Raw genomic sequence first — 15,929 nt, forward strand, 5'->3', positions numbered from 1 at the left:
GAGGACCGAACCCACGTCTGTTGAAAAAGACGGGGATGACCTGTGGTTAGGGGTGAAAGGCTAATCAAGCCGGGAGATATCTGGTTCTCCCCGAAAGCTATTTAGGTAGCGCGTCATGTCTCACCCTCGGGGGTAGAGCACTGTTTGGGCTAGGGGGTCATCCCGACTTACCAAACCCATGCAAACTACGAATACCGAGGAGTGCAATCATGGCAGACAGACAGCGGGTGCTAACGTCCGTTGTCAAGAGGGCAACAACCCAGACCGCCAGCTAAGGTCCCCAATGTTAGTTAAGTGGTAAACGATGTGGGAAGGCTCAGACAGCTAGGAGGTTGGCTTAGAAGCAGCCATCCTTTAAAGAAAGCGTAATAGCTCACTAGTCGAGTCGGCCTGCGCGGAAGATGTAACGGGGCTAAAACTAGCAACCGAAGCTGCGGCTGCATCCTTTGGATGTGGGGTAGGGGAGCGTTCTGTAAGCCGTTGAAGGTGTGTTGAGAAGCATGCTGGAGGTATCAGAAGTGCGAATGCTGACATGAGTAACGATAAAGGGGGTGAAAAACCCCCTCGCCGGAAGACCAAGGGTTCCTGTCCAACGCTAATCGGGACAGGGTTAGTCGGCCCCTAAGGCGAGGCGGAAACGCGTAGTCGATGGGAAACAGGTTAATATTCCTGTACCTCTTTTTACTGCGATGGGGGGACGGAGAAGGCTAGGCCAGCACGGCGTTGGTAGTCCGTGTTTAAGGTGGTAGGCTGAGATCTTAGGCAAATCCGGGATCTTAAGGCCGAGAACTGATGACGAGTTCTCTTCGGAGAACGAAGTGGTTGATGCCCTGCTTCCAAGAAAAGCCTCTAAGCTTCAGGTAAAAAGAGACCGTACTCGAAACCGACACAGGTGGTCAGGTAGAGAATACCAAGGCGCTTGAGAGAACTCGGGTGAAGGAACTAGGCAAAATGGCACCGTAACTTCGGGAGAAGGTGCGCCGGTTGGGGTGTAGGAGTTTGCCTCCGAAGCTCTGGCCGGTCGAAGATACCAGGCCGCTGCAACTGTTTATTAAAAACACAGCACTCTGCAAACACGTAAGTGGACGTATAGGGTGTGACGCCTGCCCGGTGCCGGAAGGTTAATTGATGGGGTTAGCGCAAGCGAAGCTCTTGATCGAAGCCCCGGTAAACGGCGGCCGTAACTATAACGGTCCTAAGGTAGCGAAATTCCTTGTCGGGTAAGTTCCGACCTGCACGAATGGCGTAATGATGGCGGCGCTGTCTCCACCCGAGACTCAGTGAAATTGAAATCGCGGTTAAGATGCCGTGTTCCCGCGGCTAGACGGAAAGACCCCGTGAACCTTTACTGTAGCTTTGCACTGAACTTTGAACCTATCTGTGTAGGATAGGTGGGAGGCTTTGAAGTGAAGACGCTAGTCTTCATGGAGCCGTCCTTGAAATACCACCCTGGTATGTTTGAGGTTCTAACGTCGACCCGTGATCCGGGTTGCGGACAGTGTATGGTGGGCAGTTTGACTGGGGCGGTCTCCTCCCAAAGAGTAACGGAGGAGCACGAAGGTGTGCTAATCATGGTCGGAAATCATGAGGTTAGTGTAAAGGCAAAAGCACGCTTGACTGCGAGACAGACATGTCGAGCAGGTACGAAAGTAGGTCTTAGTGATCCGGTGGTTCTGTATGGAAGGGCCATCGCTCAACGGATAAAAGGTACTCCGGGGATAACAGGCTGATACCGCCCAAGAGTTCACATCGACGGCGGTGTTTGGCACCTCGATGTCGGCTCATCACATCCTGGGGCTGAAGCCGGTCCCAAGGGTATGGCTGTTCGCCATTTAAAGTGGTACGCGAGCTGGGTTTAGAACGTCGTGAGACAGTTCGGTCCCTATCTGCCGTGGGCGTTGGAGATTTGAGAAGAGTTGTTCCTAGTACGAGAGGACCGGAATGAACGCACCTCTGGTGTTCGGGTTGTCGTGCCAACGGCACTGCCCGGTAGCTATGTGCGGACGGGATAACCGCTGAAAGCATCTAAGCGGGAAGCCTCCTTCAAGATGAGATCTCCCTGGGGCCTTGAGCCCCCTGAAGAGCCGTTGAAGACTACGACGTTGATAGGTTGGGTGTGGAAGCGCTGCGAGGCGTTGAGCTAACCAATACTAATTGCTCGTGCGGCTTGACCATATAACAGAATCGATTGTTGGTTCGTCGGTGAGTAAACAACACTCACTGCATCACCGGACTTCATGTAGATACACAATACATCCCAGCACACTTTACCAATCACCACCCTTTATGAGTCAACCTGGCAGCCGAGTAGCGGCGTAGGACCAGAATGCTCAAACCGAATTGCTTGACGACCATAGCGAGTTGGAACCACCTGATCCCATCCCGAACTCAGAAGTGAAACGACTTAGCGCCGATGGTAGTGTGGGGTCTCCCCATGTGAGAGTAGGTCATCGTCAAGCGCCTAATACTGAAACCCCCTGTGGCAGCCGCCCAGGGGGTTTTTATTTTTCTGGATTTCCCTTGTTTTGAGGCAAGTGCCTCCTCTCCTAGCATTTGATTTAACGAGATCAGAACTAATAGCTGGCTTTTAGCACGCAAGTTTGTTTATATGATCCACCATCCTTCCCCTGATTTACTTCCTGCAATGATTACTAGCTCAGGTATTCTGACCATTGATCTTCATGCCATTTGTGCTAATTGGCATTTTCTTAAAAATCAAGTTGCCCCTCATGTTGATGTTGCAGCTGTTGTCAAGGCTAATGCATATGGCTTAGGTGCAGTACCTGTTGTTAGGGCTTTGCGAAAAGAAGGATGCACCACGTTTTTCTTTGCTACCAAAGAAGAGGCACTTGCCTCCGGTTTGAATGGTGAACATTGCCTGAAAATAGTACTAAGCGGAGTAAGATCTGGGGATGAGCCGTTTTTTGTTGAAGGCCAACTTACGCCAGTACTTTATTCATTGGCAGATGTGCAACGATGGAATGCGTATGCTAAAAATTGTTGCAAACGACTTCCTTGTATTTTAAAGGTCGATACTGGCATGACCCGCATGGGGATGAGTATCGAAGAGCTGGAAGCTTTTTGTGAAGCACATGCATCTATTCATATAGCTCCCCTATTTTTAATGAGTCATTTGGCATGTGCTGACACTCCGTCTCATCCGGCAAATCAGCGCCAATTACAATTATTTAAACAGGCTTTGGACATTGCGCAAGTCCGCTTTCCGGAGATAAAGGCTAGTTTGGCGAATTCTGCCGGAATACTTTTGGGAGCAGATTGGCACTTCGATCTTGTTCGTCCAGGGGCGGCTCTTTATGGCATTAATCCTGTTAGTGGTATTCCCAATTTATTGAAGCCGGTTATCACATTGAGTTTACCTGTGTTGCAAATTCGCTCTCTTCAGCATGATGCCTATGTTGGTTACAGTGCGACTCACTTTGCAAAAGCTGGTAGTCGCCTTGCTGTTGTGGCTGGCGGCTATGCTGACGGTATTCATCGCACATTGGGGTTTAAGCCATTAGCCCAGTTTAATGGTATGGCCTTTGAAGCAGTTGGTCGGGTATCTATGGATTCCTGTGTGTTTGATATTTCGCAATGCCCGGAGAATAGACTTCCTCAAGTGGGTGATTATCTTGAGGTGGTTAATGAGAGTTTATCTTTAAATTTCTTGATGGAGAGAAACGCGAGCCTGGGGTATGAAGTGTTAAATAGCCTTGGGACACGTTTCCATCGTATATATCAGGAGTGACAGATGCTGGATGCCGACTTTCTGGATAAAGGCCGATTGCGCTCAATTCTTAATTGCCTTTCGGATGGTAATTTCCATTCAGGTGAAGAGTTGGGCACATTGTTGGGGGTTAGTCGTGCAGCTGTATGGAAACAATTGCAAAAGTTGGAGCAATTGGGAATTCATGTTGCTTCGGTTAAGGGAAAAGGTTATTCAATTGCTGGTGGATTGGATCTGCTGGATGTCGATATTCTGAAAGAAGATCTGTCCGTTATAGGACAGAATGACTGGTGTCAGCTGAATGTTGTTCCTTTTTTGGATTCCACCAATACATTTTTAATGCAACTACCAACTGCACACGCTGCCATTTGCCTGGCGGAGGTACAAACGGCTGGACGGGGGCGTCGAGGCCGTCACTGGCATAGTCCTTTCGCACAGAATATCTATTTATCTATTGGTTGGGGGTTCGAGGGGGGAGCCGCTGCTCTGGAGGGACTTAGCTTGGCGACGGGCGTCGCTGTTGTTCGAGCGCTGGAGCGCCTGGGGTTTAGTGGCATAAGCCTCAAATGGCCAAATGATGTGCTTTATGAGCAAAAAAAACTTGCAGGTATTCTGATTGAAATGAGTGGTGATCCATCTGGTAGTTGTCAGGTGGTTGTCGGTGTTGGATTAAATGTAAACATGTCGTTATCTGTTGCGCCTGAGATAGGTCAGCCATGGACAGATTTGTCGTTGATAGCTCAAGTGTTAGGCATTGTTCATCCCGGCCGTAATATCTTGGCGGCAATGCTGATAGATGAATTAGTGCAATTGCTAAAGTCGTATAGCAATACTGGCTTCGTTGCGTATAAGCCTGAATGGGAAGCGCGTAATGCTCATAAAGGACTATCAGTTGAACTTGTCAGCCCTGTCAGTTGTGTTAGTGGCGTTGTGCTTGGCGTTAACCCACAAGGGGCATTGCGCCTACAAACAGCAGAGGGAGAACAATTATTTTATGGTGGAGAGATCTCCCTGAGAACTGCATCATGATTCTGCAAATTGACATGGGGAATACTCGCCTGAAATGGCGGGTGAAAAACAAGTTGGCTAGTCTGGTTGAAGGACATTGTCTGTGGAGTGATGCCGAGGATGCACTCATGGCGTCGCTGATGCCCTATGGTGGGTTGATCAGTCGGATACTTGTGGCAAGTGTTAGGTCACAGGAAGACAATCAGGCGTTCATGCAGCTGCTTGGTCGTCTTACCCCTCTTGTGCCGGAGTTTGCTTATAGCCAGAGTCATAATGATGGTTTGGTAAATGGTTATGCCGATCCGGAGCGTTTGGGGGTAGACAGATGGTTAGCTTTGCTCGCAGGGTATGACAGACATAAAGCATATCCTTTTATGCTTATGTCAGCAGGTACTGCATTAACACTCGACCTCGTGGATGGGCAGGGGCACCATCTGGGAGGGTATATAGCCCCCGGGTTGGACGTGTTTGTCCGGGCTGTCTCTCATTCGGCAGCTCAAATTAATGTTGTTAAAAGCAATAATTTATTTGACGCTTCACCTGGTCGGTCTACGGTAGATGCTGTTCATCATGCATTTGCGGCAATGTTGTCGGGGTTAGTGCAGAAATCATATGAACTGCTGTCCAGGAATAACGGTTTTGCTCCTGTGTTATTGATCACAGGGGGGGATGCGGATGTGGTGAAAGGCTTGTTCCATCAGGGGATAACCTGTCCTGATTTGGTCTTTAGTGGGCTGGATATTTATTTTGATCTTCGCGCGGGGAATAACGGGTAAATCCTATGCGGCTCATATTTATCTTTTTATTTGTGGCAAATGTGGCATTTTTTGCAAGTGTTTATTTGTCCGAAGAGACGAAGCAAGGTCCATCTGCCAGGCAATCTGAACAAGGTGCAATGGAACCACAAAATAATCTCGTGCTTTTATCCGAGCAGCAGGGCGGAGCGGAGAAAAAAATTGTAAAACCCAATGTGTTATCAAGCGCTATTACAGATGTATCGCGTAACGATCTTTGTACGATGGTTGGGCCTTATGCCCAGCTTCTGCATGCGGAGTATTTGGTGGAAAAGCTGCAGGCGCTTGGTGTTGCAGCTCAGGTTACCAGTGTAGGAATTAAAGATGGTGATATGTATTGGGTGTATTTGCAGCCGGAGATGTCCGAAAAAGAAGCGCTTCGCCGGCTGTATGAACTGCAGCGAAAAAATATTGAGAGCTACATTATCACCAAGGGGGAGTTAACAAATGGCATTTCCTTTGGACGCTATGGTGATCCGGCTGAAGCTGATCAGAAAATGCGGGATGTTAAAGCTCAAGGATATGATGCCCAAATCCTTGTGGTCCCCAAGTTATTAAATGAGACCTGGGTATTGCTTGAGCGTAGTGGAGAAGAAAAAATTTCTGCGTCTGTATGGAGTGAATTGCTGGCGCAGCATAAAAATTTAGAAAAACGACAAAATTTATGTTTGGGTGTTGCTTCCCAGTAAATGTTTCACTAGAATCTCGCCTCCACAATAAGTCGTGGTCAAAAAGGCTGGCGTAGCTCAGTAGGTAGAGCAGCTGACTTGTAATCAGCCGGTCGGGGGTTCAATTCCTCTCGCCAGCTCCATTTTTGATTAGGTTTTGATCGTAACTGTGTGAATTTATTGAAAAAAATAGATTGACAGTCGGTGGGCAAGGCCGGAAAATGCCGGCGCAAATTCGGCAGGGGTTCCCGAGCGGCCAAAGGGATCAGACTGTAAATCTGACGCGCGAGCTTCGGTGGTTCGAATCCACCCCCCTGCACCAAATTGAATGCTATCCATTGTTAGTGTCAATGGTAGGCTCAGGAGCGATAGCTCTGGTAGCTTAGGCCAATATCTGATTTAAGCGGGTATGGTTCAATGGTAGAACCTCAGCCTTCCAAGCTGATGGCGCGGGTTCGATTCCCGCTACCCGCTCCAAATTGTTAAGCGATTTTGGCTCATGTAGCTCAGTTGGTAGAGCACACCCTTGGTAAGGGTGAGGTCGGCAGTTCAAATCTGCTCATGAGCTCCATAACATGCTGCGGAAGGTATCTTTCGCGGCTTTTTTGTCTGTGTACTTGAACTCTACGTCTGAGGAGGCGCTCGCAATGGCGAAGGAAAAGTTTGAACGTAACAAGCCCCACGTCAACGTGGGCACCATTGGTCACGTTGACCACGGTAAAACCACCCTGACTGCTGCACTGACCAAAGTGTGCGCAGAAACCTGGGGCGGTGCTTTCGTTGCCTATGACGGTATCGATAACGCGCCAGAAGAGAAGGCTCGTGGTATTACCATTAACACCTCTCACGTAGAGTACGATTCTGCTGTGCGTCACTACGCCCACGTAGACTGCCCAGGCCACGCCGACTATGTGAAGAACATGATCACCGGTGCTGCCCAGATGGACGGCGCTATCCTGGTGTGCGGTGCGACCGACGGTCCGATGCCGCAAACCCGTGAGCACATCCTGTTGTCCCGTCAGGTAGGCGTACCTTTCATCGTGGTATTCCTGAACAAGGCTGACCTGCTGGCAGAAGACTGCGGTGGTGTAGGCACTGACGAATACAATGAAATGCTGGAATTGGTAGAGATGGAGCTGCGTGAGCTGCTGTCCACCTACGACTTCCCCGGTGATGACACCCCAATTATCGCTGGTTCTGCCCTGATGGCGCTGAACGGCCAGGACGACAACGGCCTGGGTGTTTCTGCGGTGCGTAAACTGGTTGAGTCCCTGGATGCTTACATCCCTGAGCCAGTTCGTGCGATTGACCAGCCGTTCCTGATGCCGGTAGAAGACGTGTTCTCTATCTCAGGTCGCGGCACTGTGGTAACCGGTCGTGTTGAGCGCGGTATTATCAAAGTGGGTGAAGAGATTCAGATCGTTGGTCTGAAAGACACCACCAAGACTACCTGTACGGGTGTTGAAATGTTCCGCAAGCTGCTCGACGAAGGTCGTGCGGGCGAGAACGTGGGTGTTCTGTTGCGCGGTACCAAGCGTGATGAAGTTGAGCGTGGCCAGGTTCTGTGTAAGCCAAACTCTGTAACACCCCACACCAAGTTTGAATCTGAAGTGTACGTTCTGTCCAAAGAAGAAGGTGGTCGTCACACGCCCTTCTTCAAGGGTTACCGTCCACAGTTCTATTTCCGTACCACTGACGTGACGGGTGCTGTTGAGCTGCCGGAAGGCGTAGAGATGGTAATGCCGGGTGACAACATCAAGATGGTTGTTACCTTGATTCACCCGATTGCGATGGAAGAAGGCCTGCGCTTTGCTATCCGTGAAGGTGGTCGTACTGTTGGTGCTGGTGTGGTTGCTAAAATCATTCAGTAAGTGTTTGCAGCAGCCGTATTAAACGGCTGCTGTTCTATTGATTTAGGCCAGTAGTTCAGTTGGTAGAGCGTCGGTCTCCAAAACCGAATGTCGGGGGTTCGAGTCCCTCCTGGCCTGCCAAACTCATAAGGTAAGTTGCGATGACGACAAATACTGAAGAGAAGGTTTATCGCCTTGATGCTCTGAAGTGGGCATTGGTTATCGCGCTGGTTTCCGTCGGTGTTTACGGCAATTCCTATTATTCTGCTGAGTCTGTCCTGTATCGTGCTATTGCGTTGCTGGCATTGGCCGGTGTGGCGATTTTGATTGCTACCAACACGGCTAAAGGCTCTGCAATCGTTGATGTGATTCGCGGTGCCTTTGTAGAGTTGCGTAAAGTTGTGTGGCCTACACGTCAGGAAACCAACCAGACAACGCTGATTGTTGTTGCACTGGTTATTGTGACGTCCATTATTTTATGGTTGCTCGATACTCTGCTTGGGTTTATCGCATCAAGCATCATTGGATAGGTGTTTTATGGCTAAGCGTTGGTACGTAGTGCACGCCTATTCAGGCTATGAAAAAAAAGTTGCTGCTTCTTTGCGTGAGCGTGTAGCTCTGCACGGTATGGAAGACAGTTTTGGTGAGATTTTGGTTCCGACAGAAGAAGTTGTCGAGATGCGCGGTGGCCAAAAGCGCAAGAGCGAGCGTAAGTTTTTTCCGGGTTATGTTCTGGTTCAGATGGAATTGAATGACGATACATGGCATTTGGTAAAAGACACTCCGCGAGTGATGGGCTTTATTGGTGGCAAGGCTGATCAGCCTGCTCCTATCACTGAAAAAGAAGCTGAAGCAATTCTTCGCCGTGTTGATGACTCCATGGAGAAGCCGAAGCCAAAAACCATTTTCGAACCTGGCGAAATGGTGCGTGTTATCGATGGTCCCTTTAACGACTTTAATGGTGTCGTTGAAGAGGTCAACTACGATAAAAACCGTTTGCGTGTAGCTGTTTTGATTTTTGGTCGTTCAACTCCTGTTGAGTTGGAGTTTGGTCAGGTAGAGAAAACCTGATATCGATTATGTTTCAAGTGCCCTTCTTTGCTTTCGCAAAGAGGGGTTTTCGTGTCTTTGATGGCTGCTGTCTTGGTTATCAAAGCGGGGAGCCTAAGACAATTTTGCTTGCCAAAGCTTAATTCGAGGCGTTAACACCCATAGGGGAGTAGCAAAATGGCAAAGAAAGTAACCGCTTATGTCAAGCTGCAAGTTGCAGCTGGTAAAGCCAACCCAAGTCCACCAGTTGGTCCTGCATTGGGTCAGCATGGTGTGAACATTATGGAGTTCTGTAAAGCGTTTAACGCCCAAACTCAGGGTATGGAAGTGGGTGCGCCCGTTCCCGTTATTATCAGCGTTTACAGTGACCGCAGTTTCACCTTTGTAATGAAAACCCCTCCAGCGTCTTTCTTGTTGAAGAAGGCTGCTGGTATCACTAGCGGTAGTGGTCGCCCCAATACCAATAAGGTCGGTAAGGTAAATCGTGCGCAATTGGAAGCTATTGCTACCACCAAGCTGCCTGACCTGACTGCAGCTGATATGGATGCAGCCGTGCGTACCATCGCCGGTTCTGCTCGCTCAATGGGTCTGGATGTAGAGGGTGTATAAGAATGGCTAAATTAACCAAGCGTCAGCGCGCCATTAATGAAAAAGTAGACGGCAGCAAACAGTATTCTATCGACGATGCCGTTGCTCTGTTGAAAGAGCTCTCTAATGTGAAGTTCGCTGAAACAGTAGATGTGTCTATTAACCTGGGCATTGATCCACGTAAATCAGATCAGTCTGTTCGCGGTGCTACCACTCTGCCACACGGCAATGGTAAAGACGTTCGTGTAGCTGTATTCACCCAGGGTGCTAATGCTGAGGCGGCTAAAGCTGCCGGTGCAGAGTTCGTGGGTATGGATGAACTGGCTGCTGAAATCAAAGCTGGCAAGATGGATTTCGATGTTGTTATTGCCAGCCCTGACGCAATGCGTGTCGTTGGTCAGTTGGGTCAGGTACTCGGCCCCCGCGGTTTGATGCCAAACCCCAAGACCGGCACTGTAACCCCTGATGTTGTCACAGCAGTGAAAAATGCTAAGGCTGGTCAGGTTCGTTACCGTGCTGAGAAAGGCGGTATCATCCATGGCGGTATCGGTAAAATCTCTTTCGAAACTGTCGCTCTGAAAGAAAACCTGGAAGCTTTGATTAGCGACCTGAAAAAAGCTAAGCCTGCATCTTCAAAAGGTGTTTACCTGAAGAAAGTAACCCTGAGTACTACCATGGGACCAGGCTTGGTGATTGATCAGTCTTCTCTGGCCGTTTAAGCCAGGAAGCAAGAACTTTGGGGTCCACCCTGTGAGGTGGGCCGTCAAAGACCGTAGGTGTCAGTGCTATTACGGGCTGACTTAATGCGAGTTTCCGCCTACGCAGATGGTGAGACCCACTCAGCCGGTTAACCCGGCGAATGACATCACCGAATAGCCGCCAGATTCAGGTCTGGCATGTAGTTAACGACAGGCATCAGCCTGTTAATGCAGGAGAAATCCCGTGGCATTAGGACTCGAAGGCAAAAAAGCGATTGTCGCAGAAGTCCAGGAAGCTGCTCAGGGCGCTCTGTCTGCTGTAATTGCCGATTCTCGCGGCGTTACCGTAGGCAAGATGACTGCTCTGCGTAAGCAGGCCCGTGAAGCAGGCGTCTGGGTTAAGGTCGTCCGTAACACGTTGGCTCGTCGCGCGGTTCAAGGCACAGCATACGAATGTCTCGCAGATAAATTCGTTGGCCCGACTCTGATCGCATTCTCTAAAGAACATCCTGGTGCGGGTGCGCGCATCCTTCAGGATTTTGCTAAAGAGAACGACAAGTTTGAGGTAAAAGCTGCGGCCTTTGAAGGTGAGCTGGTAAACGTCGCAGTGTTGGCAAGCCTGCCGACTTACGACGAAGCTATTGCTCGCTTGATGAGCGTGATGAAAGAAGCAGCTGCTGGCAAACTGGTTCGCACTATTGCGGCCGTTCGCGACCAAAAAGAACAGCAAGCCGCCTGATTTTTTAAGGGCAGCTTTCTAAAGACTTAAACGAGCCTCCGGCTCTCATTAATCAGGAATTGAGACATGTCTCTGACTAAAGAAGATATCATCAATGCCATCGCAGAAATGTCTGTAAAAGACGTTGTTGAATTGATTTCTGCAATGGAAGAAAAATTTGGCGTTAGCGCTGCTGCTGCTACTGTTGCTGTTGCTGCTGGCCCAGCTGCTGCTGTTGAAGAGCAAACTGAGTTCACCGTTATGTTGTCATCTGTTGGTGACAAGAAAGTGAACGTAATTAAAGCCGTTCGTGAACTGACTGGTCTGGGTCTGAAAGAAGCCAAAGATTTGGTTGAAGCTGCACCTAAAGCCGTTAAAGAAGGCGTTTCCAAGGCTGATGCTGAAGCTGCTAAAGCCAAGCTGGAAGAAGCCGGTGCTCTTGTAGAAGTTAAGTAATTCTACAGGGTGACACTCGTTCCTGCGACAGCTTGAACACCAGGCTGGTGAGCTATAGGCTCGCCAGCCTTTTTCTGTTTTCAGATGTTCATGACTAGCATCGCGGTGACTGGGAATTGAGTGAAGCAAGGGATGGCATGCAAGCACTGTTATCGCAAAAGATTAAGTTACAACGCAAGTTTTTATTTTTGAAAACGCATAGGCGTTTTTTTGGCTGCGGTCAGGCCCGATCCGCGAACAAGCTGGGGAATACAGATGGCTTACTCATATACTGAGAAAAAACGTATCCGCAAGAATTTTGGCAAATTGCCACATGTAATGGATGTACCTTACCTCTTGGCGATTCAGCTGGACTCCTACAGAAAATTCACCCAAGCAGATTTGTCCGCCAACAAACGTGAAGATGTTGGTTTGCATGCTGCTTTTCGCTCAGTGTTTCCTATCGTAAGTTACTCAGGTAATGCTGCTCTTGAGTATGTGAGCTATAGCCTGGGCAAAGCCGCTTTTGATGTTAATGAATGTATTCTGCGTGGCGTGACTTACGCCGTTCCCCTGCGCGTAAAAGTTCGCTTGATCATTTATGATCGCGAATCTGCTAACAAAGCAATTAAAGACATTAAAGAGCAAGAAGTGTACATGGGCGAAATTCCGCTCATGACAGATAACGGTACTTTTGTTATTAACGGTACCGAGCGTGTAATTGTTTCCCAGTTGCATCGTTCTCCAGGTGTGTTTTTCGATCACGATAAGGGTAAGACCCACTCATCTGGTAAGCTGCTCTATTCCGCTCGTATTATTCCTTACCGTGGCTCATGGTTGGATTTTGAGTTCGATCCTAAAGACTTGCTCTATGTGCGCATCGATCGTCGCCGCAAGTTACCGGCAACTATTTTACTGCGTGCGCTGAATTATAGTTCTCAAGAAATGCTCAGCATGTTCTTCGAGACCAGTAGCTTTACCTTGGGTAAAGATGGCCAGTTCAGTTATGAAGTGGTTCCATCACGTCTGCGTGGTGACGTTGCTACATTCGATATTAAAGACGACAAGGGTAATATCATTGTTGAAGAAGGCCGTCGTATTACTGCGCGCCATATTCGTCAACTGGAAAAAGCCGGTGTGGATCAGATGGAAGTTCCCTCTGAGTACCTGCTTGGCCGCTCTTTGGCAAAAGACATTGTTGATACTCGCACTGGCGAACTGTTGTTTGAGTGCAATACCGAAATTACTTCTGATGTCCTTTCCAAAATCGTTGCAGCCGGTGTTGAAAAGGTTGAAACGCTCTATACCAACGAGTTGGATTGCGGGCCATTTATTTCTGAAACCCTGCGTATAGATCCAACCCGTACACAACTGGAAGCCCTGGTTGAAATTTATCGCATGATGCGTCCTGGTGAACCGCCGACCAAAGAGTCTGCCGAAGCCTTGTTCCAGAACCTGTTCTTCTCCCAGGAGCGCTATGATCTTTCTGCTGTAGGTCGCATGAAGTTCAATCGCCGTCTCGGCCGCGAGACTGAAACCGGTGAAGGGACTTTGTCCAACGACGATATTGTGGATGTGATGAAAACACTGATTTCTATCCGCAACGGTAAAGGTGTTGTGGACGATATCGATCACTTGGGTAACCGCCGTGTTCGCTCTGTGGGCGAAATGGCTGAAAACCAGTTCCGTGTCGGCTTGGTGCGCGTTGAGCGCGCGGTCAAAGAGCGTTTGTCCATGGCCGAAAGCGAAGGCTTGATGCCGCAAGACTTGATCAATGCGAAGCCTGTTGCTGCCGCTGTGAAAGAGTTCTTCGGCTCTTCCCAGCTGTCGCAGTTTATGGACCAAAACAACCCGCTTTCTGAAATTACGCACAAGCGCCGTGTGTTCGCGCTCGGCCCAGGTGGCCTGACCCGCGAGCGCGCAGGCTTTGAAGTGCGTGACGTACACCCCACTCACTACGGGCGTGTATGTCCTATTGAGACTCCGGAAGGCCCGAATATTGGTCTGATCAACTCGCTGGCTACCTATGCCCGTACTAACAATTACGGCTTCCTCGAGAGCCCCTATCGCAAAGTGATAGAGGGCAAGGTTACCGATCAGATCGAATACCTGTCTGCAATCAATGAATCCGAATATGTGATTGCCCAGGCGTCCGCGTCTCTGGATGATAATGGCCGCCTCACAGAAGAATTGGTTTCTGTGCGTCACCAAAATGAATTTACGCTCAAGGCGCCCACCGATGTCCAGTATATGGACGTGTCCGCACGCCAGGTGGTGTCGGTCGCTGCTTCCTTGATTCCCTTCCTGGAGCACGATGACGCCAACCGTGCACTCATGGGGTCAAACATGCAGCGTCAGGCTGTACCAACACTGCGCTCACAGAAGCCATTGGTGGGAACCGGTATGGAGCGCAATGTTGCTGCTGACTCCGGCGTGTGTGTGGTTGCCAAGCGCGGTGGTGTGATTGATAGCGTTGATGCTGGTCGTATCGTGGTAAAAGTTCACGATGCAGAAGTGGAGGCCGGTGATGCAGGTGTGGATATTTACAACCTCATTAAATACACCCGCTCCAACCAGAACACCTGTATCAACCAGCGCCCTATCGTGAGCATGGGCGATATTGTATCGCGCGGTGATATTTTGGCGGATGGCCCCTCTGTGGATATGGGTGAATTGGCGCTAGGCCAAAACATGCGTATCGCCTTTATGCCCTGGAATGGTTATAACTTCGAAGACTCGATTCTGGTATCTGAGCGCGTAGTGCAAGAAGATCGCTTCACTACCATTCATATTCAGGAATTGACCTGTATTGCGCGTGATACCAAACTGGGTAGCGAAGAAATCACTGCGGATATTCCCAACGTGGGTGAGAGCGCACTGAGCAAGCTGGATGAATCCGGTATTGTGTATATTGGTGCGGAAGTCGGCGGTGGCGATATTCTGGTGGGCAAGGTAACACCGAAGGGTGAAACCCAACTGACCCCGGAAGAAAAATTGCTGCGCGCCATCTTTGGTGAAAAAGCCTCTGATGTAAAAGACACTTCCCTGCGTGTGCCCTCCGGTACCAAGGGTACGGTGATTGATGTTCAGGTATTTACCCGTGATGGTCTGGAAAAAGATCAGCGCAGCCTGGAGATCGAAAAAGCACAACTCGACGAGGTGCGTAAAGATCTCAACGAGGAGTTCCGTATCGTTGAAACTGCGACTTTCGAGCGTCTGCGTGCTGCCTTGGTCGGCCAGATCGTTGCTTCGGGTAAAGGCGTGAAAAAAGGGGAGGCCCTGACTCACGACATTCTCGACGGTTTGGAAAAAGATCAGTGGTTCAAACTGCGCATGAACGAAGATGCGCTGAATGAACAAATTGATCGCGCGGAAGAGCAGCTTGCAGAGCGCCGCAAAATTCTTGATGAAAGATTTGAAGACAAGAAGCGCAAGCTGTCTACCGGTGACGATCTGGCGCCCGGCGTACTCAAAATCGTTAAGGTCTATCTGGCGATCAAACGCCGCATCCAGCCCGGTGACAAGATGGCTGGTCGTCACGGTAACAAAGGGGTTATCTCGGTCATCATGCCGGTTGAAGATATGCCCTACGACGAAAACGGCGAGACTGTGGATATCGTACTCAACCCGCTGGGCGTGCCCTCGCGTATGAACGTGGGCCAGGTATTGGAAATGCACTTGGGTATGGCCGCCAAGGGCCTGGGGGTTAAGATCAACAAGCTGATTCAGGAGCAGAAAGCGGTTGCTGATATCCGCTCGTTCCTTGAAGAAATCTACAACAGCACAGGTGATGTTGCCGCTAAAGAAGATTTGGTCTCTTTCTCTGATAGAGAGGTCATTGATCTGGCGAAAAACCTGGTTGATGGCGTGCCCATGGCGACACCGGTGTTTGATGGTGCCAAAGAGCATGAAATCAAAGCCTTGTTGCGTTTGGCGAGCCTTTCCGATACAGGGCAAACCACACTGTTCGATGGGCGTACCGGGGACCAGTTCTCTCGCTCGGTGACCGTTGGTTACATGTACATGTTGAAGTTGAACCACTTGGTCGACGACAAGATGCACGCGCGTTCAACCGGCTCTTATAGCCTGGTTACCCAGCAGCCGCTGGGTGGTAAAGCGCAATTCGGTGGCCAGCGCTTCGGTGAGATGGAAGTGTGGGCACTGGAAGCTTACGGTGCTGCTTACACCCTGCAGGAAATGCTCACTGTTAAGTCGGATGATGTGGCGGGCCGTACCAAGATGTACAAAAACATCGTGGATGGCGATCATCGGATGGAGCCGGGCATGCCCGAGTCCTTCAACGTATTGGTCAAGGAAATCCGCTCATTGGGTATCAATATTGAGCTTGAGCAGGAAGATTAACTTCCCTGCCCATACCTGAGCCAGCCGTGTG

12 protein-coding genes, 5 tRNA genes and 2 rRNA genes (1 of these 19 running past the window's edge) are annotated in these 15,929 nt (G+C 49.7%); all 19 read left to right on the forward strand.

The window, feature by feature from the left end:
• Positions 1-2,175: ribosomal RNA gene (locus tag CJA_RS03290) — 23S ribosomal RNA — on the forward strand (it extends 715 nt beyond the left edge of the window).
• A 168-nt stretch (positions 2,176-2,343) separates the two neighbouring features.
• Positions 2,344-2,459, forward strand: a 5S ribosomal RNA gene (gene rrf / locus CJA_RS03295).
• Between the two features lie 149 nt (positions 2,460-2,608).
• Positions 2,609-3,748 carry an alanine racemase gene (gene alr / locus CJA_RS03300; RefSeq protein ID WP_012486346.1) on the forward strand — a complete coding sequence of 380 codons (1,140 nt, stop codon included), beginning with the start codon at positions 2,609-2,611 and terminating at the stop codon, positions 3,746-3,748.
• 3 nt (positions 3,749-3,751) lie between these two features.
• Complete coding sequence (birA, locus tag CJA_RS03305; protein WP_012486347.1) at positions 3,752-4,756, forward strand: bifunctional biotin--[acetyl-CoA-carboxylase] ligase/biotin operon repressor BirA; 1,005 nt, start codon at positions 3,752-3,754, stop codon at positions 4,754-4,756.
• A complete protein-coding gene (locus tag CJA_RS03310) occupies positions 4,753-5,511 on the forward strand; it encodes a type III pantothenate kinase (protein ID WP_012486348.1) in 759 nt (252 codons plus the stop codon). The genes birA and CJA_RS03310 overlap by 4 nt, the downstream gene beginning before the upstream one ends.
• Positions 5,512-5,516: 5 nt before the next feature.
• A complete protein-coding gene (locus CJA_RS03315) occupies positions 5,517-6,218 on the forward strand; it encodes an SPOR domain-containing protein (protein WP_012486349.1) in 702 nt (233 codons plus the stop codon).
• A 46-nt stretch (positions 6,219-6,264) separates the two neighbouring features.
• Positions 6,265-6,340 (forward strand) — tRNA-Thr (locus tag CJA_RS03320).
• Between the two features lie 95 nt (positions 6,341-6,435).
• Positions 6,436-6,519, forward strand: a tRNA-Tyr gene (locus tag CJA_RS03325).
• An 81-nt stretch (positions 6,520-6,600) separates the two neighbouring features.
• Positions 6,601-6,674 (forward strand) — tRNA-Gly (locus CJA_RS03330).
• Between the two features lie 18 nt (positions 6,675-6,692).
• Positions 6,693-6,768: transfer RNA gene (locus CJA_RS03335), tRNA-Thr, on the forward strand.
• 76 nt (positions 6,769-6,844) lie between these two features.
• A complete protein-coding gene (tuf, locus tag CJA_RS03340; RefSeq protein WP_012486350.1) occupies positions 6,845-8,068 on the forward strand; it encodes an elongation factor Tu in 1,224 nt (407 codons plus the stop codon).
• A gap of 44 nt (positions 8,069-8,112) precedes the next feature.
• Positions 8,113-8,188: transfer RNA gene (locus tag CJA_RS03345), tRNA-Trp, on the forward strand.
• A gap of 20 nt (positions 8,189-8,208) precedes the next feature.
• On the forward strand, positions 8,209-8,577 hold the full coding sequence (gene secE / locus CJA_RS03350; protein ID WP_012486351.1) for a preprotein translocase subunit SecE: 369 nt from the start codon (positions 8,209-8,211) through the stop codon (positions 8,575-8,577).
• Positions 8,578-8,584: 7 nt separating this feature from the next.
• Complete coding sequence (gene nusG, locus CJA_RS03355) at positions 8,585-9,118, forward strand: transcription termination/antitermination protein NusG (protein ID WP_012486352.1); 534 nt, start codon at positions 8,585-8,587, stop codon at positions 9,116-9,118.
• A gap of 156 nt (positions 9,119-9,274) precedes the next feature.
• Positions 9,275-9,706: a 50S ribosomal protein L11 gene (gene rplK, locus CJA_RS03360; RefSeq protein WP_012486353.1), complete on the forward strand. Its 432-nt coding sequence runs from the start codon at positions 9,275-9,277 to the stop codon at positions 9,704-9,706.
• Positions 9,707-9,708: 2 nt separating this feature from the next.
• Positions 9,709-10,404, forward strand: coding sequence for a 50S ribosomal protein L1 (rplA, locus tag CJA_RS03365; RefSeq protein ID WP_012486354.1), 696 nt, complete (start codon positions 9,709-9,711; stop codon positions 10,402-10,404).
• Positions 10,405-10,627: 223 nt separating this feature from the next.
• Positions 10,628-11,122 (forward strand): 50S ribosomal protein L10, encoded by a 495-nt coding sequence (gene rplJ / locus CJA_RS03370; RefSeq protein ID WP_012486355.1) that lies wholly within the window; start codon positions 10,628-10,630, stop codon positions 11,120-11,122.
• Positions 11,123-11,188: 66 nt separating this feature from the next.
• A complete protein-coding gene (gene rplL / locus CJA_RS03375) occupies positions 11,189-11,557 on the forward strand; it encodes a 50S ribosomal protein L7/L12 (RefSeq protein ID WP_012486356.1) in 369 nt (122 codons plus the stop codon).
• Between the two features lie 255 nt (positions 11,558-11,812).
• Positions 11,813-15,898 carry a DNA-directed RNA polymerase subunit beta gene (gene rpoB / locus CJA_RS03380; RefSeq protein ID WP_012486357.1) on the forward strand — a complete coding sequence of 1,362 codons (4,086 nt, stop codon included), beginning with the start codon at positions 11,813-11,815 and terminating at the stop codon, positions 15,896-15,898.
• Positions 15,899-15,929: the final 31 nt, after the last annotated feature.

The organism is Cellvibrio japonicus Ueda107, from assembly GCF_000019225.1.
In the GTDB taxonomy this organism is placed as follows: Bacteria; Pseudomonadota; Gammaproteobacteria; order Pseudomonadales; family Cellvibrionaceae; genus Cellvibrio; species Cellvibrio japonicus.

What these genes read in the sequence shown, in the direction of transcription:
- tuf (WP_012486350.1), top strand. Translation starts at nt 6,845, where the DNA reads ATGGCGAAGGAAAAGTTTGAACGTAACAAGCCCCACGTCAACGTGGGC.
- rplK (WP_012486353.1), top strand. Translation starts at nt 9,275, where the DNA reads ATGGCAAAGAAAGTAACCGCTTATGTCAAGCTGCAAGTTGCAGCTGGT.
- birA (WP_012486347.1), top strand. Translation starts at nt 3,752, where the DNA reads ATGCTGGATGCCGACTTTCTGGATAAAGGCCGATTGCGCTCAATTCTT.
- CJA_RS03310 (WP_012486348.1), top strand. Translation starts at nt 4,753, where the DNA reads ATGATTCTGCAAATTGACATGGGGAATACTCGCCTGAAATGGCGGGTG.
- rplA (WP_012486354.1), top strand. Translation starts at nt 9,709, where the DNA reads ATGGCTAAATTAACCAAGCGTCAGCGCGCCATTAATGAAAAAGTAGAC.
- CJA_RS03315 (WP_012486349.1), top strand. Translation starts at nt 5,517, where the DNA reads ATGCGGCTCATATTTATCTTTTTATTTGTGGCAAATGTGGCATTTTTT.
- nusG (WP_012486352.1), top strand. Translation starts at nt 8,585, where the DNA reads ATGGCTAAGCGTTGGTACGTAGTGCACGCCTATTCAGGCTATGAAAAA.
- rpoB (WP_012486357.1), top strand. Translation starts at nt 11,813, where the DNA reads ATGGCTTACTCATATACTGAGAAAAAACGTATCCGCAAGAATTTTGGC.
- rplL (WP_012486356.1), top strand. Translation starts at nt 11,189, where the DNA reads ATGTCTCTGACTAAAGAAGATATCATCAATGCCATCGCAGAAATGTCT.
- secE (WP_012486351.1), top strand. Translation starts at nt 8,209, where the DNA reads ATGACGACAAATACTGAAGAGAAGGTTTATCGCCTTGATGCTCTGAAG.
- alr (WP_012486346.1), top strand. Translation starts at nt 2,609, where the DNA reads ATGATCCACCATCCTTCCCCTGATTTACTTCCTGCAATGATTACTAGC.